The sequence below is a fragment of the Cupriavidus sp. LA-1 genome, from assembly GCF_055385985.1.
Map to the genome: position 1 here is coordinate 2,001,741 of NZ_AP031387.1, position 20,323 is coordinate 2,022,063.

Below are 20,323 nucleotides of genomic sequence, written 5' to 3' on the forward strand. Positions count from 1 at the left end.
AAAAGGAATGGCATTCACCAGCTTGAAGAAAGAGGTAAGCCATGAATACCAATCGCCGTGCCCTGGTCGCCGTCGCCGCACTCGCCGCCACCCTGGCGGCTGCTCCGGTGTTTGCCAAGAGTGGCAAATTCGATACTTACACTGACGGCGCGCGGTCCGCAAAGTACGATGTTTACACTGACGGCGCAAAAAGCGGCAAATTCGACACTTATACGGACGGCGCCAGGTACTACATTGCGTCCGACCGCGCCGCCCTCTGAGGGCTGAAAATCCTGGTCGGGGACACCCTCCCCCAAACCCGGTTTCGCTCTCCCGATCCCCACACTTCCCCAGAGTGTGGGGATTTTGCTTTTTGGGAACCAGCACTTTCAGATCCCGGTCGGCCCCCTCGGCCAATCGGCATCCGTCGAATCCGGCATAATGCCCGGCGCACCATGGCACTATGGGATTGAACTGGGTGATGCAAATGAAGCCGGACATCTCTCGCGAAGAGACCTCACAAAGCACGGACGGGGGCGACGACTGCCCATTGCGCTGGTTCGACGCAGATCGGGGTGCATTCGAATCGCTCGAGCGACTGATTGCCGAGCATCCGGCGGATTTCTTTGCCGGCGAGCGTTTTGACCCGGTTGGCGCGTGCGCCACACGCGAGGCGGTGTTCGCGTCGGTTGAGCTGCCCGAGACGCCGACATCGCCGCAAGCGCATGCCGATCATCTGCTCAACGACGTGTTTCGGCACGTGATGCCCGTGGCATCGCCCACTTTCGTCGGACACATGACGTCGTCGCTGCCGTCGTTCATGCCCTCGCTGGCCAAGGTGGTGGCAGCGCTGAACCAGAACGTCGTGAAGCTCGAGACCTCGGGCGCGCTGACTGGGCTCGAGCGCCAGGTCATCGGCATGCTGCACAATCTGGTGTTTGCCCAGGACAGCGCGTTCTATGCAAGATGGCTGCACGATGCCGACCACGCGCTGGGCGCGGTCTGTTCTGGCGGCACGGTCGCCAACCTCACCGCGCTATGGGCCAGCCGCAACAAGTTGCTGGGCGCGCGTGAAGGCTTCGCCGGCATTCATCGCGCCGGACTGGTGGCTGCGCTGCGCCATTACGGCCATGACGGGCTTGCGATCGTCGTCTCGGAGCGCGGGCACTACTCGTTGCGAAAGGCAGCCGATGTCCTTGGCATCGGGCGCGACAATCTCGTGCCGGTCGGGGTCGATGCGGACGGTCGCATGCGCATCGACCTGCTGCGCGACACCCTGCGCGACCTGCAGCAGCGCAACATCCGGCCGATGGCGATCGTCGGCATAGCGGGGACGACAGAGACAGGCGCGGTCGATCCGCTCGACGCGATTGCGGATGTTGCTCAGGAGGCCGGCTGCCATTTCCACGTGGATGCCGCATGGGGCGGCGCAACACTGCTGTCGGCGCGCGAGCGCTGGCGCTTCGCGGGCATCGAGCGTGCCGATTCCGTCGTCATCGACGCGCACAAGCAGTTCTACGTGCCGATGGGTGCCGGCATGGTGCTGTTCCGGAACCCGGCGTGGACGCAGGAAATCATCCAGCATGCGAACTACATCGTGCGCAAGGGCTCGGTGGACCTGGGGCGCCACACGCTCGAAGGATCGCGCGGCGCGGCGGCAGTCATGCTCTATGCGAACCTGCATCTGCTCGGCCGCAAGGGGTTGGCGCAGTTGATCGATCGCAGCATCGATAACGCCCGCTACTTTGCATCCCTGATTGCGCAGCAGCCGGATTTCGAGCTCGACAGCCAGCCGCAGCTTTGCATCCTGACCTACCGCCATGTGCCCGAGGCCGTGCGCGCCGCGCTGGCAACGGCTTCGGCCGATCGGCGCGAGAAGATCCTGGACGCGCTGGATGCGCTGACCATCAGCATTCAGGAAATGCAGCGCGATGCCGGCCGCTCCTTCGTATCGCGCACGCAGTTGACGTCGACACAGTGGGGCGGCCGCCCGATTGCCGTGTTCCGCGTGGTGCTGGCCAACCCGGATACGACGCATGCCATCCTGCAGGACATCCTCGACGAACAGCGCGCGCTGGCGGCGGCCAGCCCTTGCATGGCGCCGCTGATGGCACTGGCGGGGGCGCCGGACGCCGCGTGAGGCATTTGCAGCTGGCGGGCGCCATTCGTCGCGCTCGAAGCAGGCGTTGGATCAGGTAGGGGTCGCGGCATGGGGCAGGTGGCGGGAACAGCGAGCTCGGCTGCTGCTCGTCATGTAAGCGCACGAACACCTGCCGGCCTGGTTCGCGTTCCGGCAATCGCCGGCTCGCGAATCGGCATTTGAGCCGCGCGGCTGCCGCCTCTACCATCAGTTCCAGCGGTCCGGAAAACGCAGCGCACGCCGGCGCGGACAAGAGATCAGACAAGCACCCTCCCAGAGTGGTGCACTGAAAGGGCACCCAGTTCATGACACCTCCCGCACAGATCACGATGACCCTGGAACGGGGCCTTCATGTGCTTCGTGCCTTCCGTGCCGAGCGTACGCCGCTCGCAAACAGCGAGATCGTCAAGCGTACCGGCCTGCCGAAAGCGACAGTGTCGCGCCTGACCACCACCCTGATCGCTCTGGGCTTCCTGCGCCGCGTTGCCGGCAGCACGCAGTTCGAGCTGGCCCCGGCTTCCCTCCACATCGGCGACACCTACCTGGAAACCAACCCGGTCACCGATCGCGTGAATCCCTTCCTGCAGGAACTGGCGGACCAGCTCAATGTGTCGGTCGCCCTTGCCGTGCCCGATCAGCTCGACATGCTCTATATTGCACATCGAACCAGTTCGCGCATTGCGACCCTGCGCCTCGGCGTGGGCTCGCTGCTGCCGATGGGTTGGACGGCGAGCGGCCGTGCCTGGCTGTGGGGGTTGCACCCCGAGGCCCGGCATGAATACCTGGAAACGCTCAAGCGCGCAGATGGCGCGCGCATCGCCGAACTCGAACGCGGCGTCGCCGCGGCCTTCCAGGACCTGCAGACCCTTGGGGTCTGCACTTCCCTGGGCAAGTATCAGCGCAACGCTTACGGGATTGCCCTGCCTGTCACGGTGGGACGTTCGGCCACACTGATGTCGCTGAGCTGCGGCGCGGTTGAACTGGAGCCGGACATGGCAGCCATCACAGAACGCCTCGCGCCTGTGCTGAAGGCCGCGGCAGCCGACCTCGTCGAACTGCTGCGGGATGTTGATACGCGGATCTGACGGTCAATCCGTGGCGCCCTCTCCGGGCGCCACTGCTGCATCAGTGACGCGTGCTCATGCGCTCCTCCAGGGCATGCGCCGTCGCAGCGAGCCTCGGCCCCAACTCCCGCTCCATCCTGGCGCGATTCATGCGCGCGCTGCGCCCAACGCTGGCCAGCACCACTGACGGATGTCCCGGCACGCTGACAGGTACCGCAACCGAAGCCAGCTCGCGCCCGCAAGGCGACATGCAGAAGCCGTACTGATGGAGTTGTGACATACCCTCGGCCATCTGCCTGCGCAGCGAGGGCCAGTCACGGCCGCTCTTGCGTTCGACGTTGCTCTGGAGGTAGAAGCGCTCCCGTTCCGGCAATGCGGCGAGCAGCGCCCAGCCCATCGGGGACGAAGCAATCGGCACGCGGATCCCGGCGGCAAGGTGCGTGTCGAGATGGACGTTCTTGCCAACCTGCGATTCATTGACGATGACATCGAGCCGGTCGCGCGCACCCAGGATGACATGGGTATCGCTGGCGTCGGCGAATTTCTGCATCTCGATGCGGGCGGCGCGTTGCACGCTGTCGCCCGAGACGGCCGCGTAGCCCAGGGTCAATGCTGCCGAGGCAAGCCGGTACTTGCGCCGGCTCTCGTCGTAGCGCACATAGCCGAGTGCTGCCAGGGAATGCAGCATCCGGGACACGGTAGGAGCCGGTATGCCGGTCTCCACGACAATCTCCTGGTTGCCCATCCACGGATGCGCAGCGCTGAATGCAGCCAGCACGGCCAGGCCGCGGGCCAGCGGCACCACCCGCACGTCACCCTGGTCGAGATCACGGTTCGATTGCTTCACGGCTTGGACGGTTGCCATGGCTGTCTCCATTTTTTCCGGCCCGGCCTTCATTGGACCGAGCCGCTATTCTCGTCACGCCTCAAGGGTAATCAGCAGGCGGCGATGGGCCAAGTTGTGTTCCGCGACGCAGCGATTCGCCAACCGCGATCCAGCACCCCGCGTGCCGGGCGACTGGCTCGGGATGACACCGGCCCGGGCTGCCCGGTCAGCTGAGAGCTCGGCACGCGTCTCAGACCAGGCGCAGGATATCGTCGACCCCGGCACGCTCGGTTCGGTAGCCATTCACCGGGTGTGCGCTGTCGGCGTAGCCGAAGGAGATGCCGCACACCACCTTGCGCCCCTCCGGAATGGCAAGGTAATTGCGGATAAAGCCGGACTGCATGGCCAGCGCAGCCTGCGGCGTCGTGGCCACGCCATGAGCCTGGGCTGACAGCAGGAAGGCACTGACGAAGCCACCCGCGTCCACGGCGCCATACGTGCCCAGTTCCTCCGGCACCGTGACGATCGCCACATGCGGCGCACCGAACAGGCGGAAGTTTTCGAACGACTGGCTTTCGCGCCGCTCCTTGTCGCCGCGACCAATCCCCAGCGCTTTATAGAGCTGAAAGCCGGCTTGGCGACGACGGTCGAGGTACACGCCCCGGTATTCATCCGGAAACGGGAAGTCAGAGTCCAGTTCGGGGTGCTGCCGCACCTGCTCCATCAGCGCATTCCTGAACCTTTCAGTGCTCTCGCCCGAAGTAATCACCAGATCCCAGGGTTGCGTGTTGCACCACGAGGCGGTGCCGCGCGCGGCGTCGACGATGCTGCGGATCACGTCCTCCGGCACCCGCTCGCGCAAATAGGCGCGGCACGTGGCGCGCCCGAAGATCAAGCGCCGTAGCGCATCAATATCGGCATGGTGTGCGGTCATGGGGACCAGTCCTTCCAGGAGTTAGTTCGTGCCGGGCGGCAGCCCTGGCGATGCTCGCCAACCTTCCCCGAACACGAGAAGGTTGGCGCCATGGCCCATCAGAACGACTTGCGCAGGCCCAGCACGTTGCGGGCCACGAACTGGTCAATAAGACTTCGGCAGCCCGAGCTTGCGCTCGGCGATGTTCGACAGGATAAGCTGCGGGGTGACGGGCGCAATGTAGCCGATCCAGGCTTCGCGCATGAAGCGTTCCACGTGATATTCCTTCGCGTAGCCGAAGCCGCCATGCGTGAGGATCGAGGTCTGGCAAGCGTTCATGCAGGCCTCGGATGCCAGCAGCTTGGCCGCGTTGGCCTCGGAGCCGCAGGAGATCCCTTTGTCGTAGAGATCGGCAGCGGCGAGCAGCATGTGGTTGGCAGCCTCGAGCTCCGCCCAGTTGCGGGCCAGCGGATGCTGGACACCCTGGTTCTTGCCGATCTGACGGCCGAAGACGACGCGGTCCTTGGCGTATTGCGTGGCAAGCTTGAGCACGGCGCGGCCGATACCGACCTGCTCGGCGGAGACGAAGACGCGCTCCGCGTTCATGCCGTGGAAGATATACTTCAGGCCCTTGCCTTCCTCACCGATCAGCGAGTCCTTGGAAACGGGCAGATCGTCGATGAACAACTCGTTGGTGTCGACAGCGGCGCGGCCAAGCTTGTCGATCTCCCGAATCTCCACATATTTGCGGTCGAGCTTGGTGTAGAACAGGCTCAGCCCTTCGCCGTGCTTCTTGACCTCTTCGACCGGCGTGGTGCGCGCGAGAATCAGCATGTGGTCGGCAACCTGCGCGGTCGAAATGAAGACCTTCTTGCCCGAGATCAGGTAGTTGCCATCGGGCTGCTTCTTCGCCACAACCTTGAGCTTGGTGGTATCAAGGCCCGTGTCCGGCTCGGTGACCGCGAAACACGCCTTGTGTTCGCCACGGACAAAGGGCGGCAGCCAGGCCTTCTTCTGTGCATCCGTGCCGAAATGCACGACCGGCTGCAAGCCGAAGATGTTCATGTGGATCGTGGACGCGCCCGCTTGCCCGCCGCACTCGGCCACGGTACGCAAGAACAGCGCAGCTTCAGTCACGCCAAGGTTCGCGCCGCCGAACTCCTCTGGCATGCAGATTCCGAGCCAGCCGCCGCTGGCAACAGCCTCGAAAAACTCGTGCGGAAACTCGTGGTTCTTGTCCTTGTTCCGCCAGTACTCGAGCGGAAAGTCCGCACAGATCTTTTCTGCCGCATCAATAATGGCGAGCTGATCGGCGCTGAGTTGGTAATCCATCGCTTTACTCCAGCAGTTGTCGGATCATGCCTTGTCGGCAGGGCGCAGCATCATCAGGCCGGTGCGCACGGCAGTGCAGACGATTTCGTCGCGCTGGTTCTTGGCAACGTGCTTGAAGGTGACGATGCCAGAGTCCGTGCGGCTCTTGGAGATGCGGGTTTCGATGATTTCAGTCTCGACGCGGATGGTGTCGCCGTGGAAGGTGGGCTTGGGGAATGCAATCTCGCCAAAGCCGAGGTTGCCCAGCGTGGTGCCCAGCGTGGTCTCGTACACCGTGATGCCGGCCACCAGCGCCAGCAGGAACATGCTGTTGACCAGGCGCTGGCCGTAGAACGTATTCTTGCTGTACTCGGCGTCGATGTGCAGCGGTGCGCAGTTGTAGGTCATGGCCGAGAACAGGACGTTGTCGGTCTCGGTGACGGTGCGGCGGATGGCATGCTCGATCACCATGCCGGGCTTGAATTCTTCGAAGTAAAGGCCTGCCATTTGTCTATCTCCTTGGGTGGTCGCAATCAGTTGTTGAACGATTGTGCGAGCTCGATGATTTCGCGCGCCGTCTTCACATGCGCGATGTCGATGTGCTCGCCGTCATAGATGCACGAGGCGCGACCCTCGGCCTCGGCCTTTTCCAGTGCGTCGATCATGCCCTGGTAGAACGCCACTTCCTCCTCGGTGGGGCTGTAGGTCTTGTTGACGATCTCGACGTTGGAGGGGTGCAGCACCAGCTCGCCGCTCATGCCAAGCTGGCGGTCGTTGGCGGACGAGACCTTGAGCCCTTCGAGGTCATGCACCTGCTGCCATACTCCGCCGATGGGCAGCTTGCCCGCGGCGCGGGCGGCCATCACGATGCGCGACTTCAGGTACAAGGTCTCGCGCCCTTCGAGCGACCAGACGGTCTTGAGGGCGCGGGCCACGTCGGCGTTCTTTGCCGTGGCGCCGACGATGGCGGGCACGCGCTCGTGCTGGGCGATCTCGTAGGCGTATTGCAGCGAGCGGGCGGTCTCCAGCAGCGGAATCACGCGGGTGTGGCCCACCGGCATGCCGGCGCGGTATTCGGCCTCGGCCAGCATGGACGAGACGGTATGAATGTCCTCGGGGCCGCAGGGCTTGGAAATCACAATACCCTCGACCACCGGATGGACGATGGCCAGGATGTCTTCGAAGTCGTACAGATGCGCGCTGCGATTGATGCGCACCCAGATGCGCGGCTTCTGCCCGGCCAGCCAGTCCAGCCTGGACTTGACGATCTCGCGCGCCTCGACCTTCTGGGCCGGCGGCACGCTGTCCTCCAGATCCAGGATCAGCGCATCCGCTTTGGATGCCACAGATTTCTCGATCCAGCTCGACTTGTTGCCCGGCACGAACATCATGGATCGAATCGGTTTCATGGCACTTACACTCATCCTGGTCTCCTGGTAATGATTGCTGCCTTACAATCGTTAGATGAACGGCGAAAAATTTTTGGGAAATCCCGTGGCCTTGATGCTAGATGGGCCAGGTCGTTTTACTCAAGTAGTGACTGGCGAACCACTGATTCGCATTGCGCGAACCGGCGATGCGCGGTTGGCTTCAGCCCGCCGGATGGCGTCTCGGCAACCGTTGCAGGCAGCGAAACTTGGCCACCACCTCGTTGCGCTGGTTATAGGCGCGACGCTCCAGTTCGATCAGGCCGGCGTCGGGGCGCGCGGGGTCTTCGCGTTTGTCCAGCACCTCGCTTTCAATATGGATGGTGTCGCCGATGAAGACGGGCCGCGTGAAGCGCACGTCGCTGAAGGCAACGGTGCCTGACTCCGGGCCCCGCGCCAGTCCGGCCGCACCGATGCCGCATGCCAGCCCCAGCAGGAGGATGCTGTTGACGGCACGCATGCCATATGGCGCGGCTTCGGCATACGCCTGGTCCACGTGCAATGGCTCCATGCCATAGGTCAGCGTGCTGAACAGGAGGCTATCGGCCTCCGAGATGGTCTTGCGGATGGCATGCCGGCTGGCGCTGCCAATGACAAAGTCCTCGAAGTAGCGGCCGGTCGCGGCGTCGGACATGGGTGCGTTCCCTTGAAAGGCGGGACTTGCATGTGCATGCCACGGCGCAGCGTCCCGTCACGCTTCAAGGGTAACCAGCAGGCGGCGAGGCGCCAAGTTGTGTTCCACGACGCGGCGATTCGCCAACCGCGATCCGGCATCAGGCATGCCGGACGGCTCAGGATGATGCCGGCTCAGGCTGCTCGGTCAGCTGGCGGATCAGTGCGCGCGTCGCCGCCGTGATCGCCTTGCCGCGGCGCGTGCCGATACGCACGCTGCGCGTCGTCCATGGCTCGGGAATCCGCAGCACCGTCGAACGCGTGCTGGCCTCGAGCGAGACCATGCACTCCGGCAGTATGGTCACGCCAAGGCCCGCCTCGACCAGGCTGCGCGCCGCCTCGGGGCCATTGATCGTGAACTTGGGATGCAACACCCGGCCGATCTCGCGCGCGGCGCGGTTGACATCGGACATCAGCGTGGTATTCGGGTGCATGGCAATGAACGGCTCGCGGATCAGGTCGGCGAAGGCGACCTCAGGCTGCTCGCCCAGCGGGTGGCCATGCGGCACCAGCGCGACCAGGCGGTCGACGCGATACGGCAGGCTGTCCAGCGGCTCATCGTCTATATCCGGGCTGACGATATACACCGCCAGGTCGACATCCCCCGCCACCACCGAACGCACCAGGTTGGTATTGGCGTCCTGTTTCAGCTCCAGTTCGACCAGCGGGAAGTTGCGGGAGAATTCGCCGATCTCGCGTGCCAGGTACTGGATGATGACGGCGCCCGTGGTGCCCACGGTGACGTGGCCACGAACGCCTTCGGAGAATTCGCCGAGTTCCCGGCGCATGTCCTCCAGGTTCTCGAACAGCAGGCGCAGATGGCGCGCCAGCACTTCGCCGGCCGCGCTTGGCGCCACACCACTGGGATTGCGCTCGAACAGCTGCACGCCGGCGATGTCTTCGAGATCCTGGATGCGCTTGGTCGCCGCGGAGGCGGCAATGTTCTCGCGGATGGCGGCGCGCCGGATCTGGCGCTCCTCCACCACCGTCAGGAACAGCCGCAGGGTGAACAGGTCGACCCGCCGGGTCAGGCCATGCACGCTCAGCGTGCTCATGGTGTCTCCTTCAGTGGTGGAACCGATCTGCCGCCGGGGCAGGCGTCGCGCGCATGCCGCATAGCAGCATTGTGCCGCGTGCGCCGCGAATCGCACCGCGAGTATACCGTCATGTCCGGCGGCCCTGCACGGCTGCCGCGGCTAGTACTGCTCCCACAGGCGCGGTGTGGTGCAGCTTGCCGTGGGCGTTGAATACCAGCGGACGAATGGCGTCCAGCTGCACCATCTCCGGCCGGGCCCGCGCCTGGGGTTCGGTCCGATTGGCGCCGCCGCCCTCAAAAATCCCCGAATCATCGATAGCCGCGCGATGCAAGAGGCTTGTGCTTTCGATTTCCGGAACAAGCGCGGCATCCCGATTGCCTGGGGCGATACCCGACGCTTTAATCGTTCGCAACGAGTGCCCGCCCTCTTCTCATCAGCCAGCCAGGCGGCCGCCCGATTCGTGCCGTGGGGTCGCCCGTCGGACTGTTGGCGAGCGCCCCCGTGATGGCTAACCACCCACAAAGACCTGCCATGACGAGATTTCCACGCCAGAATTCCGAAGACCCGATGGCCACGCTGTGCCGCATGGCATTGCAAACGCAGTACGAGGACCTGCCGGCAGACGTGATCCGGCATGCCAGACATACGTTGCTGGACGCCATGGCCGTCACCATCGGCGGCTCGGCGATGGACGGCATACCGGCGATCGTTGAGCTGGTGAAAGACAAGGGAGGCAAAGCGGAAACCATGCTGCCCTTCTATGGCGGCAAGGTCCCCGCCGCGGAGGCGGCGCTGGCCATCGGGCCGATGCCGCGCGCCATGGATTGCGGCGACCTCCATGAAGAGGCCGGGCACGTCAGCGAATACATCGTTGCCAGCCTTCTGGCCGCGACGGGCCTGCGGCAGAACGTGACAGGCAAGGAGTTCCTCGTTGCGCTGGCGATCGGCCAGGAGATCCTGATCCGCCTGGGCTCGGCCTACAAGGTCATCAGCCGGGCAGTCAAGGCCAATGATTGCGGCGGCCACTACATCTTTGGCGCGGTTGCGGCGGTCGGCAGACTGCTGGGACTGACCCAGGAGCAGCTGGAAAATGCACAGGGCATCGCGCGCACCATGACGCAGCCGCATACGATGGCCATCTACGCCCCCGCCACGCTGATGGTCCGCGTGCATCACGGACTGGTGTGCCAGGCGGCGATCACAGCGTGCCAACTGGCCGTGCGCGGCATCACCGGACCGCGCCAGGAGGTGCTGCTAGGCGCCAATGGCTACCTGAGCACGGCCCGCTGGGACACGGAACCCGAAGCGCTGACACGGGATCTCGGCGAGCGCTGGGAACTGGCGAGCATCATCACCAAGGGCTACAGCGCCTGCTATTTCTCGCATTCCTCCATCGACGGCATCCGTGACCAGATGCGCAGCCATGGCTTTGGCGCGGCCGATATCGCGAGCATCCACATCGATGTCTCCACGTCTGGCTGGCGCGCGGTCTGTGAGCCGACCGAAAAGAAGTGGCAGCCACGGACCGTGCCGGAATGCCAGTTCAGCCTGCCCTATGCCGTGGCCACCGCGGCGTTCGACGACAAGGTATTCCTGGAGTCCTACAGCGCCAGGGCCAGGGAGCGGGAGGACGTCCGCGAACTGATGACGCGGATCACCGCATCAGAGGACCCCTCCGTGTCCGACTGGGGCGCACGGCTGACCACCAGGCTGCGCGACGGGCGCGTGGTCAGCAAGGAATACCTCTACGTGAAGGGCCACCCCGAGAACCCGTTCAGCGAGCAGGACTTCATGGCCAAGTTCAGGCTGTGCGTGCCCTACTCCGCGTACCCGTTGAGCGAAGAGCTCGTCGACACGCTCATCGATGACATCCTGCACCTGGAACGGATCGACGACGTGGTGCAGGCCCTGCTCGCGCCGCTGACCCCCGCCGAAGCCTGAACCAACAGGCATGGCAAGAACTACTGGAGACAATGTTCAAATGGAAACGCTCGAACAACGCGTCATGCCGAAGGTGTTCCGGCGCCTGGTCCCGTTCCTGATCCTCTGCTACTTCGTGTCCTTCCTGGACCGCGTCAATGTCGGCTTCGCGGCCTTGCAGATGAACAAGGACCTGGGCCTGAGCGCCACGGCATTCGGTTTTGGGGCCGGCCTGTTCTTCCTGACCTACTTCCTCTTCGAGGTGCCGTCGAACCTGCTGCTGGTCCGCTTCGGCGCGCGCCGCTGGATCGCGCGCATCATGGTGACGTGGGGCCTGGTTTCGGCGGCGACCGCGTTCGTCAGCGGGCCGACCGGCTTTTACATCGTGCGCCTGCTGCTTGGCCTGGCGGAAGCCGGGTTCTTCCCGGGCGTAGCCTATTTCCTCACGCTCTGGTTCCCGTCGGCCTACCGCGCGCGCGTGATGGGCTACCTGCTGGTTGCGGCGCCGATGTCCACCGTAATCGGCGCCCCGATCTCTGGCGGGCTGCTGAACCTGGAGGGCGTGATGGGCCTGCATGGCTGGCAATGGATGTTCATCCTGGAAGCGCTGCCCGCCGTCATGCTCGGATTTATCGCGCTCAGGCACCTGAAAGGCGAACCGTCGGATGCCGCCTGGCTGTCGGCGGACGAGCGCAGCTGGCTGTCCCAGCGCATGGCGGCCGAGGATCGTCAGCGTCGCGCCGAGAGCCATCTCTCGGTGGCGCAAGTGTTCTTCAACTCCCAGATGTGGCTGCTGTCGACGATGGCCTTCGGCTTCTTCCTGACCATCTTCGGCGTGGGCTTCTTCCTGCCCCAGATCGTCAAGTCGTTTGGCCTCAGCAATGTGCAGACCGGGTTCGTGGCCGCGATCCCGTACGTGATCGCTTCGCTGAGCATCGTGTTCTGGGCCAGGCGCTCGGACGCGAGGAAGGAGCGCCGCCTGCATATCGCGGTGCCCGCGTTTATCGCCGGGGTGGCGCTGATTGCCGCGGCGCTGGTGGACGATTCGATCCTGAAGATGATCGCCTTCAGCGTGGCAGCCTTTGGCATCTTCGGCGCCCTGCCGGCGTTCTGGGCCATCAACACCACCCTGCTCTCCGGCCCCGCGTCCGCCGCCGGCATTGCCTTCATCGGGGCGGTCGGCAACCTGGGCGGCTTCGCGGGGCCGTCGCTGCTCGGGCTGTCGAAGGACCTGACCGGAAGCTATGCCGGCGGGCTCGTGATCCTGGCCGCCGTGGCCTTCGTCGCTGCCGCCATTGCGCTGGGGGTCGGCAGGCGCAGCAACCCGTCCGGGATCGCCCTGACACCAACCGGCGAATAACGAACAACCCCGCGAATAACCTCGCGAATAACCCGCTCACCCCGGGGCGCGGCTTCCGCTCACTGTACGGAACCCGAGTCCGCCTCGGATTGACAGCCCCAATGCTTGCGAGGAATCTGGCCACCATGCCAGTGCATGTCGCCATCGACCGGGCGACGCATCAACAACACATTTCCCAGGGGACGCACCTGTGACCACCACCCAATCCGATTCCAGTTCGCCGGCCAACTGCCCACCCCTCGAGCAGGCAGTGGTTCGCCTGATCCAGGACCTGACCTTCGACCAGCTCGATGCGCCGGCGCATGCCGGCGTCAGCCGGCTCATGCGCGACCAGCTCGCGCTGCAGATCGGCACCTCGCAAATGCCCTGGTCGCACCAGGTGCTGGCATTCGCCATCGCCCAGCAACGCCCCGGGCGCAGCCGGGTGGCCGCCAGCACCGCCACCATGAGTGCTGCGGACGCCGCCTTCGTCAATGGCGCTTATGGTCATGGCTTCGAGTACGACGACGCCCACGGCGCCAGCGCCAGCCACCCCGGCAGCTGCGTGATTCCCGCGGCGCTCGCGATCGGCGAGGAACTGGGCTCGACCCTGGAGGAGGTCATCACCGCGATCGTGGCCGGCTACGAGGTCTACACCCGGATCGGCGTGCTGGCGGCGCCGGACCTGCTCAAGCGCGGCTATCACCCGCATGCCGTACTGTCCAGCTTCGGCGCGGCGGCAGTTTCGGCCAAGTTGCGCAGGTTCGATGCGGAAACCACCCTGCACGCGCTCTCCATCGCGCTGAGCCATGCGGCCGGCACCACCGAGTACACCTCCACCGGCGGCTCGGTCAAGCGGGTGCATGCCGGCATCGGGACGCGCAGCGGCATGGTCTCGGCCGACATGGCGCAGGCCGGCATCACCGGGCCGCGCGCCTTCCTGAGCGGTAACAAGGGCTTCTTCCGCACCTTCCTGCAGCGTGGCCCGGGCGATCGGGCCGAGGAGCGGTTCCGCCTCGACCATCCGTTCGAGATCGGCACGGTCTGGCTCAAGGCGTACTGCGCCTGCTATTGCACCCATGCGTATATCGACGCCATCCGCCCGTTCGCGGCGCGCCGCGCCGACATTGCCAATATCCAGGCCCGCATCCATCCCGCCTTCAACGTGGTCGTCGGCACCGCCAATGCCAATGCGTATGAGCCGAAGAACATCGAGCACGTCCAGTTCAGCCTGCCGACACAGATAGCATTTGCCGTGCTCGGCATGGGCAATGGCTACAAGGTGCACCGCGACTACCTGGACGGCAAGCTCGACATGGGCCCCGTGAAGGAAGTCGCGCGCGGCATCGGTATTTCCGAAGCACCGGAACTCGAGCAGCGCTACCCCGGCAAGTTCGTCGCAGATGTCACGGTGACCTTCCGCGATGGCTCGTCCGAGCATGTCTTCGTAGAGGACCCGATCGGCTCGCTGGCCAACCCCATGTCGGAGGCAGAGCAGGACGCAAAGTTCATGGAGCTGACGGTTGACGTGCTCGGCGAAGACCGCGCGCAGACGCTGCTGGCGACACTCAGGAAGATGGATCCGTATATCAAGGCAGCAGACCTGATGGCCTTGACGCACTAAGAACCCATTTCAGAATGAGGAAGGGGCGCGAAGGCTGTTGCCGGGCCGCAGGGCTAGGCGTGGCCGACGCCGCGTGGTCATTCCACGCAAGGAGGCCACAACGACGCCATGCGGCCCGGCAACAGCCTTCCCTTCGGGTTCCATCCCCTTCCTCATTCTGAAATGGGTTCTAAGTCATGGCATCAGGCAGGACGCGCGCCGACCTGGCCCAGCGTGCCAGGTCGGCCGCTCATGATAGTCAGGAGATAGCAATGCAGCAGCACCCCGTCAGCCGCCCGTCCGGCAGCGACGTCGACACCCTCACAAGACTGATGTCCGAGCGCTTCACGTGCCGCGCATACCTGGACAAGGCCGTGCCGGACAAGGTGATCCGAAGCATCGTCAACGTTGCGAAGAAGAGCGCATCCTGGTGCAACGTGCAGCCCTGGCACCTGGTCATCGGCTCGCAGGTGACCACGGAGCAGTTTCGCAATGCGCTGGTCGAGCACGCCGCCAGCTCGCCCGAAGTCGACTCGGACCTGCCCTTCCCGGAAGAGTATCGCGGCGTCCACGCCCAACGCAGACAGGAAACGGGTTACCGGCTCTATGAAGCGCTGGGCATCGAGCGCCACGACCGCGAGCGCCGCGCCAGCCAGGGCTTCGAGAACTTCCGGCTGTTCGGGGCGCCGCATGTGGCGATTGTCACGATGGCCGCGGATCTGGGCCCGTACGCCGCCGTCGATTGCGGCGGGTTTATCGCATCGTTCCTGCTGGCCGCGCACGCGCACGGTGTCGCCACCACGCCGCAGGGGGGGCTGGCCCGGCACGCCAGGTTCGTGCGCTCGCACTTTGGCATCGGCGACGACCGCCAGATGATCTGCGCGATTTCGTTTGGCTACGCGGATCCCGATCATGCGGCGAACAGCTTCAGGACGAGCCGGGCACCTGATGAAGAGATCATGCGGCTGGTGTAGCCACCGGCGTTGTGCGGATCAAGCAAGCGAGCCGACCCTGGTCGGCTCGTTCTCCTTGTCGGAGACCTATCGGCCGGTTTTCAGCCGACCTTTGATTTGGCTTGCGTCAGGGCCACCAATTTCTTCCACCGTTCCAGCTCAGCCGGCGCACTGGCGCGAACCGCGGCGGCATCCGCGATATCGACCTCCAGCCCCTGCCCGATGCAGTAAGACTTGAAAGCGGGCGATGCAGCCGCCGCCGTCATGGTTTTGGACAGTTGCGCGACAATGGCAGGTGGCGTGCCACGTGGAGCCATGACCCAGATCGGCGAGATCAGCTCATAGCCCTTCAGGCCGGCCTCGTCCATCGTCACGACACCCGGAAGCTGGCTCGAACGCCGCAGGCTGGTGACTGCCAGCACGCGCAATCGTCCCGCCTTGATCAGCGCCAGCGACGAGGCCACGCCCCCGAAGCCGACGTCGACCTGGCCGCTCGCCGTATCGACCGCGACCTGCGCCGGCCCCTTGTATGGAACGTGGATCATCTCGATGCCGGCCATGCTGCTCATCAGCGCCGCCGCCATGTGCGACGTGGTGCCATTTCCGGAAGACCCGAAGGACACGCTCCCGGGCTTGCGCTTCGCCGCTGCGATGACGTCCTGGACCGAGCGGAGCCGAGAATTTGCCGCGGTAGTCAGCAGCAATGCGGACATGCCCAGCCGCGCGACCGGCTCGAAGTCCCTGACCGCATCGTATGGCGTCTTCTCGACCCATTGGTTCGAATAGTGCGCGGCGTACGTGCACAGCAGCGTGTAGCCGTCCGGTGCCGCCTTGGCGACGAAATCCGTGCCGATGATCCCGCTCGCGCCCAGGCGGTTCTCCACGACAAACGCAGAACCCAGGGCCTTCGTCAGCTCGGCGCTCATATAGCGCGCCACGACATCGCTGCCCGAGCCCGGGCTGACGGGTACGATGATTCGCACCGGATGGGAGGGATAGGCCTGGGCGAGCACCGAAGCCGGGAACGATGCCGGAATGGCCGCCAGCGCCGGCAACGACTGCAGGAAGGTGCGGCGCATCATCATTGCGTTGCTCCGTTTTGGATGCGGCCGACGGCCGCCAGGTTGTCGAGCTCCTCCCTGGACAGCCATTCGGCCAGTGCCAGGGCGGCATTCTCGGGCGTTGCCGCGGCCGGAGGAACCGGATCGGCGGCGCGCGTACGTGAAAAGCGTGGCGCCGGGCGCGGCTGCATCACGCCATCCACCTCGACAAAGGTGCCGCGCGCCTTCAGGTGCGGATGTTCAAACGCCTCTTCCTGGTCGAGCACGGGTGCAAGGCACACGTCGCTGCCTTCGAGCAGCTCCGTCCACTGCGCACGCGTCCGCGTCCTGAACTGTGCCGCAAACACGCGGCGGGCGGTTGGCCAGTCAGCGCGATCTGCCTGCTTGCCCAGCGCGGACGGGTCCAACTCCAGTCGTTCAAGCAGCTGTTGATAGAACTTGGGCTCGATCGGGCCGATAGACACGTATTTACCGTCGGCGCACTCGTAGACATCGTAGAAAGGCGCCCCCGAATCCAGCAGGTTGGTGCCTCGTTCCGATCCGGTCAGGCCCGCAGCCCGTAGCCCGATATGTACGGCCAGCAGCGACGCCACGCCATCGACGATCGCTGCGTCGACGACCTGTCCTTTACCCGAAGAACGCGCTTCCAGGATGGCACTCACGATGCCGAGTGCGGCATAGACCGAGCCGCCGGCATAGTCGCCGACGACGTTGAGCGGCACCGTCGGCGGCTGGCCCTCCCGCCCGATCGCGTTGAGCAGCCCGGTGATGGCGATGTAGTTGATATCGTGCCCCGCAGTCTGGGCCAGCGGGCCATCCTGGCCCCAGCCCGTCAGCCTGCCGTACACCAGCCTGGGATTGCGCGCGAGGCACGCCTCAGGCCCGAGCCCGAGCCGCTCGGTGACCCCGGGGCGGAATCCCTCGATCAGCGCATCTGCCTTGTCGATCAGCGTGCGAACCAGTTCCAGCTCGGCCGGATCCTTCAGGTCGACCTGAATCGACTTTCGGTTGCGCAACACCAGATCAAACTGCAGCGGCCGCGACAGGCCCAGCCCCGACGGCTCCTTCCGGTCAACGCGGATGATCGTCGCGCCTAGGTCTGCAAGCAACATGGCGCAAAAGGGAGCCGGCCCGATGCCCGCCAGCTCCACGATACGCACTCCAGCAAGTGGTCCCACGATGGTCTCCTGATAGCTATGTCCGGTTTCCCCGCGCCGCCTGTAATGGGCGCGGGAGCGGTCCGTATTGCCGGGGGGCGATCCGCCTGACTCAGGCATCGCCGATGCTCCCCGCGCGTACTTCCGCTACATACCGATCGTGCGCGCCCTCCCCCCGGAACTCAACTCGCCAGCCCGTGCCGTTCCGTGCTTTGAGAGGCGGACCTGCCCTGCTCTCAAAGCACGGAACGGCGCACCAGCGCCGATTGCCCAGCCCGCCGGCCGCGCCTATCTTCGAGGCATAAGAGAGGAGACATTATGTTCAGCAGAAGGTATTTCCTGAAATCACTGGCGTCACTAGGTGCCGTCGCCTGCGCGCCGTCGGCCTTTGCACAGCAATATCCGTCGCGGCCGATTCGAATTGTCGTGCCGGCCTCCCCAGGCACGGCGGTCGACATTACTGCGCGATTCGTGGCCGAGGCACTGGCAAAGAGCCTGAAAACCCCGGTCCTGGTGGACAACCGTGCCGGCGCTGGCGGGCTCATCGGCACGGACGCCGTGGCCAAGGCTCCCGGAGACGGCTACACGCTGCTGTTCGCGGGCGTTCCCCACCTGACCACGCGCTGGTTTACCGCGGGGCCTGTCACGTTTGACCCGGTCAAGGACTTCGCGCCAATTGCCAAGGTGAGCAGTTCCGCGCTGGCGATCGTGGTCAAGGCCGACTCGCCTTACCAGACTCTGGGCGACCTGATTGCGGCCATGAAGCGCAAGCCGGGCGAGATCACGTATTCATCCGGGGGCGCGGGCAGCACTTCTCATCTCTGCTCGGTGATGCTGAACGACCTGACGAAAACGCGCGCCAAGCATATCCCTTACAAGGGCAACGGGCCTGCAGTGACGGACGTCATGGCCGGCCAGGTGGACTTCACCTGCCAGGGCGCGCCGAGCGTGGTGCCGATGATCAAGGTGGGCAAGCTGCGCGGCCTCGCCGTCACCAGCGCTGGGCGCTGGGCTGAGATCCCGGACGTCCCGACATCGGCGCAAGCCGGGGTTGCGGGCTACCAGGTCGCGTCGTGGATCGGCGCTCTGGCACCCGTTGCGACGCCGGCCCCCATCGTCGAGCGCCTGTCCGAAGAACTGGTGCAGATCGCCCAATCGCCCGCGTTCAAGGAGTTCTGCGCACATCAGTCTATGTACGTCGATATCGCCGATCGCCGCCAGTTCCTGGCTGACTTGCCGAAGGAGGATGCGCACTGGAAGCGCATCGCGCAACTGTCCAAGGAATCCTGAGTTCGCTTGGGGATGGGCCGCACCGGGCCTCCGGATAGGCGCGCTTTGGCCTGCGCGGCGTTTTCGCAATCGCCAAAGTCCACCATTGGCATTGTCAAACAGCGCAAAACCCGCTTTGATGAAATGCTTTCTGCCGCTCGCGGCGGCCGCTACGGCCTGGAAACCATGTACATCGGCGGCGGCCAGGGCATTGCCACGGTCTTTGAACGCTACTGAAGCCACCGCATTACTCCTGACCAAGGCACGGCCCTGTTCACAGCGTAACGAAGACGGCAGGTCCGTGCCTGCCGTCCCGCCACCTAGGAAAACCTGAAATGATCCGCGATAACGACACTCTCGAAGCCCTGCTTGACAGCGTGCGCCGCTTTGTGCGCGAACGCCTGGTGCCCGCCGAGGCACTGGTAGCCGAGACCGATGAGATCCCGCAGGACATCGTGCAGGATATGCGCGACATGGGCCTGTTCGGCATGACCATCCCCGAGCGCTTCGGCGGCCTGGAACTGACCATGGAAGAGGAGGTGCGCGTGGTCATGGAGCTGTGCCAGACCTCGCCGGCGTTCCGCTCGCTGCTGGGCACCACGGTGGGCATCGGCTCGCAGGGTATCCTCATGGATGGCACGCCCGAACAGCAGGCCGCCTGGCTGCCGCGCCTGGCCACCGGCGAGATCCTGGCTTCGTTTGCGCTGACCGAACCGGATGCCGGCTCGGACGCCGGCTCGCTGCGCACGACCGCAATCAAGGATGGCGACCACTATGTGGTCAACGGCACCAAGCGCTTTATCACCAACGCGCCGCAAGCCGGCATGTTCACACTGATGGCGCGTACCAATCCTGACATCAAGGGATCGGCCGGGGTATCGGCATTTATCGTCGACGCCAGGACGCCGGGCATCAGCTTCGGCAAGCGCGACGTGAAGATGGGCCAGAAAGGCGCGCAAACCTGCGACGTCATCTTCGAGAATGTGCGCGTGCCCGCCGCCAACCTGATCGGCCTGAAGGAAGGCCAGGGCTTCAAGACCGCGATGAAGGTGCTGGACAAGGGGCGCCTGCACATCGCCGCCGTCAGTGTCGGCGTGGCCACTCGCGTGCTGCGCGACGCCCTGAACTATGCGCTGGAGCGCAAGCAGTTTGGCCAGCCCATCTGCGAATTCCAGCTGATCCAGGCCATGCTGGCCGACAGCCAGGCCGAACTCTATGCGGCCGAATGCATGGTGATCGACGCCGCTCGCCGCCGCGACGAGGGCCGGAACGTTTCCACCGAAGCCTCGTGCTGCAAGATGTTCGCCACTGAGATGGTGGGCCGCGTGGCGGATCGCGCGGTACAGATCCTCGGCGGTTCCGGATACATAGCCGAATACGGCATCGAGCGCTTCTACCGCGACGTGCGCCTGTTCCGCCTCTACGAGGGGACCACGCAGATCCAGCAGGTCATCATTGCCCGCAACATGATCCGCGAGGCGCGCGACGCCTGAAGGTCGCCGTGGCCGGCCTGGAGCAACGGGACACCCGTGCGTCACGCGCGGAGCGACCGTTTTCCAGTCCGGCCGCGTGGGCACACTCCCACAAACGTTAGGTAGATTTTGCGCGCCCGATGCAGTAACTTCCATGGGGAGTATCCCCGCAACCCTGTC

20 protein-coding genes are annotated in these 20,323 nt (G+C 64.8%); 10 read left to right on the forward strand and 10 right to left on the reverse strand.

Features of this window, described 5'->3' with window-relative positions:
- Nucleotides 1–41 precede the first annotated feature (41 nt).
- The 3 genes from ACZ5MJ_RS09460 to ACZ5MJ_RS09470 all read left to right on the forward strand — a co-directional run bounded on the left by ACZ5MJ_RS09460 (nucleotide 42) and on the right by ACZ5MJ_RS09470 (nucleotide 3,204).
- Entirely contained in the window at nucleotides 42–260 is a 219-nt protein-coding gene (locus tag ACZ5MJ_RS09460; RefSeq protein ID WP_464223580.1) for a hypothetical protein, read from the forward strand.
- Nucleotides 261–466: 206 nt separating this feature from the next.
- On the forward strand, nucleotides 467–2,119 hold the full coding sequence (gene panP / locus ACZ5MJ_RS09465; protein ID WP_464223581.1) for a pyridoxal-dependent aspartate 1-decarboxylase PanP: 1,653 nt from the start codon (nucleotides 467–469) through the stop codon (nucleotides 2,117–2,119).
- 305 nt (nucleotides 2,120–2,424) lie between these two features.
- Nucleotides 2,425–3,204, forward strand: coding sequence for an IclR family transcriptional regulator (locus ACZ5MJ_RS09470; protein ID WP_464223582.1), 780 nt, complete (start codon nucleotides 2,425–2,427; stop codon nucleotides 3,202–3,204).
- A 40-nt stretch (nucleotides 3,205–3,244) separates the two neighbouring features.
- Here the strand turns inward: ACZ5MJ_RS09470 and ACZ5MJ_RS09475 are convergent, their stop codons facing one another.
- From ACZ5MJ_RS09475 to ACZ5MJ_RS09510, 8 genes are all read right to left on the reverse strand, one after another.
- Complete coding sequence (locus ACZ5MJ_RS09475) at nucleotides 3,245–4,048, reverse strand: IclR family transcriptional regulator (RefSeq protein ID WP_464223583.1); 804 nt, start codon at nucleotides 4,046–4,048, stop codon at nucleotides 3,245–3,247.
- 211 nt (nucleotides 4,049–4,259) lie between these two features.
- On the reverse strand, nucleotides 4,260–4,943 hold the full coding sequence (locus ACZ5MJ_RS09480) for a nitroreductase (protein WP_464223584.1): 684 nt from the start codon (nucleotides 4,941–4,943) through the stop codon (nucleotides 4,260–4,262).
- 144 nt (nucleotides 4,944–5,087) lie between these two features.
- Nucleotides 5,088–6,254 carry an acyl-CoA dehydrogenase family protein gene (locus ACZ5MJ_RS09485; protein ID WP_464223585.1) on the reverse strand — a complete coding sequence of 389 codons (1,167 nt, stop codon included), beginning with the start codon at nucleotides 6,252–6,254 and terminating at the stop codon, nucleotides 5,088–5,090.
- Nucleotides 6,255–6,278: 24 nt separating this feature from the next.
- Nucleotides 6,279–6,740: a MaoC family dehydratase gene (locus ACZ5MJ_RS09490; RefSeq protein ID WP_042877232.1), complete on the reverse strand. Its 462-nt coding sequence runs from the start codon at nucleotides 6,738–6,740 to the stop codon at nucleotides 6,279–6,281.
- 26 nt (nucleotides 6,741–6,766) lie between these two features.
- Nucleotides 6,767–7,642 (reverse strand): HpcH/HpaI aldolase/citrate lyase family protein, encoded by an 876-nt coding sequence (locus ACZ5MJ_RS09495; RefSeq protein WP_326348415.1) that lies wholly within the window; start codon nucleotides 7,640–7,642, stop codon nucleotides 6,767–6,769.
- A gap of 181 nt (nucleotides 7,643–7,823) precedes the next feature.
- Nucleotides 7,824–8,294: a MaoC family dehydratase gene (locus tag ACZ5MJ_RS09500; protein ID WP_464223586.1), complete on the reverse strand. Its 471-nt coding sequence runs from the start codon at nucleotides 8,292–8,294 to the stop codon at nucleotides 7,824–7,826.
- A gap of 157 nt (nucleotides 8,295–8,451) precedes the next feature.
- The gene (locus ACZ5MJ_RS09505) at nucleotides 8,452–9,387 is read right to left on the reverse strand and encodes a LysR family transcriptional regulator (protein ID WP_464223587.1); all 936 of its coding nucleotides are present in this window, start codon (nucleotides 9,385–9,387) and stop codon (nucleotides 8,452–8,454) included.
- A gap of 109 nt (nucleotides 9,388–9,496) precedes the next feature.
- The gene (locus ACZ5MJ_RS09510; protein ID WP_464223588.1) at nucleotides 9,497–9,781 is read right to left on the reverse strand and encodes a hypothetical protein; all 285 of its coding nucleotides are present in this window, start codon (nucleotides 9,779–9,781) and stop codon (nucleotides 9,497–9,499) included.
- A 119-nt stretch (nucleotides 9,782–9,900) separates the two neighbouring features.
- Here ACZ5MJ_RS09510 and ACZ5MJ_RS09515 point away from each other — a divergent pair, with 119 nt between their 5' ends.
- The 4 genes from ACZ5MJ_RS09515 to ACZ5MJ_RS09530 all read left to right on the forward strand — a co-directional run bounded on the left by ACZ5MJ_RS09515 (nucleotide 9,901) and on the right by ACZ5MJ_RS09530 (nucleotide 15,205).
- Nucleotides 9,901–11,310, forward strand: coding sequence for an MmgE/PrpD family protein (locus ACZ5MJ_RS09515; protein WP_464223589.1), 1,410 nt, complete (start codon nucleotides 9,901–9,903; stop codon nucleotides 11,308–11,310).
- A 40-nt stretch (nucleotides 11,311–11,350) separates the two neighbouring features.
- Nucleotides 11,351–12,649, forward strand: a complete 1,299-nt coding sequence (locus tag ACZ5MJ_RS09520) for an MFS transporter (RefSeq protein WP_464223590.1) — start codon at nucleotides 11,351–11,353, stop codon at nucleotides 12,647–12,649.
- Between the two features lie 190 nt (nucleotides 12,650–12,839).
- Nucleotides 12,840–14,252, forward strand: a complete 1,413-nt coding sequence (locus ACZ5MJ_RS09525) for an MmgE/PrpD family protein (protein ID WP_464223591.1) — start codon at nucleotides 12,840–12,842, stop codon at nucleotides 14,250–14,252.
- A 251-nt stretch (nucleotides 14,253–14,503) separates the two neighbouring features.
- Nucleotides 14,504–15,205: a nitroreductase gene (locus tag ACZ5MJ_RS09530; protein ID WP_464223592.1), complete on the forward strand. Its 702-nt coding sequence runs from the start codon at nucleotides 14,504–14,506 to the stop codon at nucleotides 15,203–15,205.
- A gap of 80 nt (nucleotides 15,206–15,285) precedes the next feature.
- Here ACZ5MJ_RS09530 and ACZ5MJ_RS09535 read toward each other — a convergent pair whose 3' ends face one another.
- Nucleotides 15,286–16,269, reverse strand: coding sequence for a Bug family tripartite tricarboxylate transporter substrate binding protein (locus ACZ5MJ_RS09535; RefSeq protein ID WP_464223593.1), 984 nt, complete (start codon nucleotides 16,267–16,269; stop codon nucleotides 15,286–15,288).
- Complete coding sequence (locus tag ACZ5MJ_RS09540) at nucleotides 16,266–17,423, reverse strand: CaiB/BaiF CoA transferase family protein (RefSeq protein WP_464223595.1); 1,158 nt, start codon at nucleotides 17,421–17,423, stop codon at nucleotides 16,266–16,268. Before ACZ5MJ_RS09540 ends, ACZ5MJ_RS09535 begins: the two co-directional genes overlap by 4 nt.
- A gap of 450 nt (nucleotides 17,424–17,873) precedes the next feature.
- Between ACZ5MJ_RS09540 and ACZ5MJ_RS09545 the strand changes: the two genes are divergently transcribed.
- From ACZ5MJ_RS09545 to ACZ5MJ_RS09555, 3 genes are all read left to right on the forward strand, one after another.
- Nucleotides 17,874–18,692 carry a tripartite tricarboxylate transporter substrate binding protein gene (locus ACZ5MJ_RS09545; RefSeq protein ID WP_464223596.1) on the forward strand — a complete coding sequence of 273 codons (819 nt, stop codon included), beginning with the start codon at nucleotides 17,874–17,876 and terminating at the stop codon, nucleotides 18,690–18,692.
- Between the two features lie 12 nt (nucleotides 18,693–18,704).
- The gene (locus tag ACZ5MJ_RS09550; protein ID WP_464223767.1) at nucleotides 18,705–18,908 is read left to right on the forward strand and encodes a hypothetical protein; all 204 of its coding nucleotides are present in this window, start codon (nucleotides 18,705–18,707) and stop codon (nucleotides 18,906–18,908) included.
- 98 nt (nucleotides 18,909–19,006) lie between these two features.
- Nucleotides 19,007–20,164, forward strand: a complete 1,158-nt coding sequence (locus ACZ5MJ_RS09555; RefSeq protein ID WP_464223597.1) for an acyl-CoA dehydrogenase family protein — start codon at nucleotides 19,007–19,009, stop codon at nucleotides 20,162–20,164.
- The last annotated feature ends 159 nt before the right edge of the window (nucleotides 20,165–20,323 follow it).

Coding starts and splice junctions, on each gene's coding strand:
- ACZ5MJ_RS09460 (WP_464223580.1), top strand. CDS start 42: ATGAATACCAATCGCCGTGCCCTGGTCGCCGTCGCCGCACTCGCCGCC.
- panP (WP_464223581.1), top strand. CDS start 467: ATGAAGCCGGACATCTCTCGCGAAGAGACCTCACAAAGCACGGACGGG.
- ACZ5MJ_RS09470 (WP_464223582.1), top strand. CDS start 2,425: ATGACACCTCCCGCACAGATCACGATGACCCTGGAACGGGGCCTTCAT.
- ACZ5MJ_RS09475 (WP_464223583.1), bottom strand. CDS start 4,048: ATGGCAACCGTCCAAGCCGTGAAGCAATCGAACCGTGATCTCGACCAG.
- ACZ5MJ_RS09480 (WP_464223584.1), bottom strand. CDS start 4,943: ATGACCGCACACCATGCCGATATTGATGCGCTACGGCGCTTGATCTTC.
- ACZ5MJ_RS09485 (WP_464223585.1), bottom strand. CDS start 6,254: ATGGATTACCAACTCAGCGCCGATCAGCTCGCCATTATTGATGCGGCA.
- ACZ5MJ_RS09490 (WP_042877232.1), bottom strand. CDS start 6,740: ATGGCAGGCCTTTACTTCGAAGAATTCAAGCCCGGCATGGTGATCGAG.
- ACZ5MJ_RS09495 (WP_326348415.1), bottom strand. CDS start 7,642: ATGAAACCGATTCGATCCATGATGTTCGTGCCGGGCAACAAGTCGAGC.
- ACZ5MJ_RS09500 (WP_464223586.1), bottom strand. CDS start 8,294: ATGTCCGACGCCGCGACCGGCCGCTACTTCGAGGACTTTGTCATTGGC.
- ACZ5MJ_RS09505 (WP_464223587.1), bottom strand. CDS start 9,387: ATGAGCACGCTGAGCGTGCATGGCCTGACCCGGCGGGTCGACCTGTTC.
- ACZ5MJ_RS09515 (WP_464223589.1), top strand. CDS start 9,901: ATGACGAGATTTCCACGCCAGAATTCCGAAGACCCGATGGCCACGCTG.
- ACZ5MJ_RS09520 (WP_464223590.1), top strand. CDS start 11,351: ATGGAAACGCTCGAACAACGCGTCATGCCGAAGGTGTTCCGGCGCCTG.
- ACZ5MJ_RS09530 (WP_464223592.1), top strand. CDS start 14,504: ATGCAGCAGCACCCCGTCAGCCGCCCGTCCGGCAGCGACGTCGACACC.
- ACZ5MJ_RS09535 (WP_464223593.1), bottom strand. CDS start 16,269: ATGATGATGCGCCGCACCTTCCTGCAGTCGTTGCCGGCGCTGGCGGCC.
- ACZ5MJ_RS09550 (WP_464223767.1), top strand. CDS start 18,705: ATGGGCCGCACCGGGCCTCCGGATAGGCGCGCTTTGGCCTGCGCGGCG.
- ACZ5MJ_RS09555 (WP_464223597.1), top strand. CDS start 19,007: ATGATCCGCGATAACGACACTCTCGAAGCCCTGCTTGACAGCGTGCGC.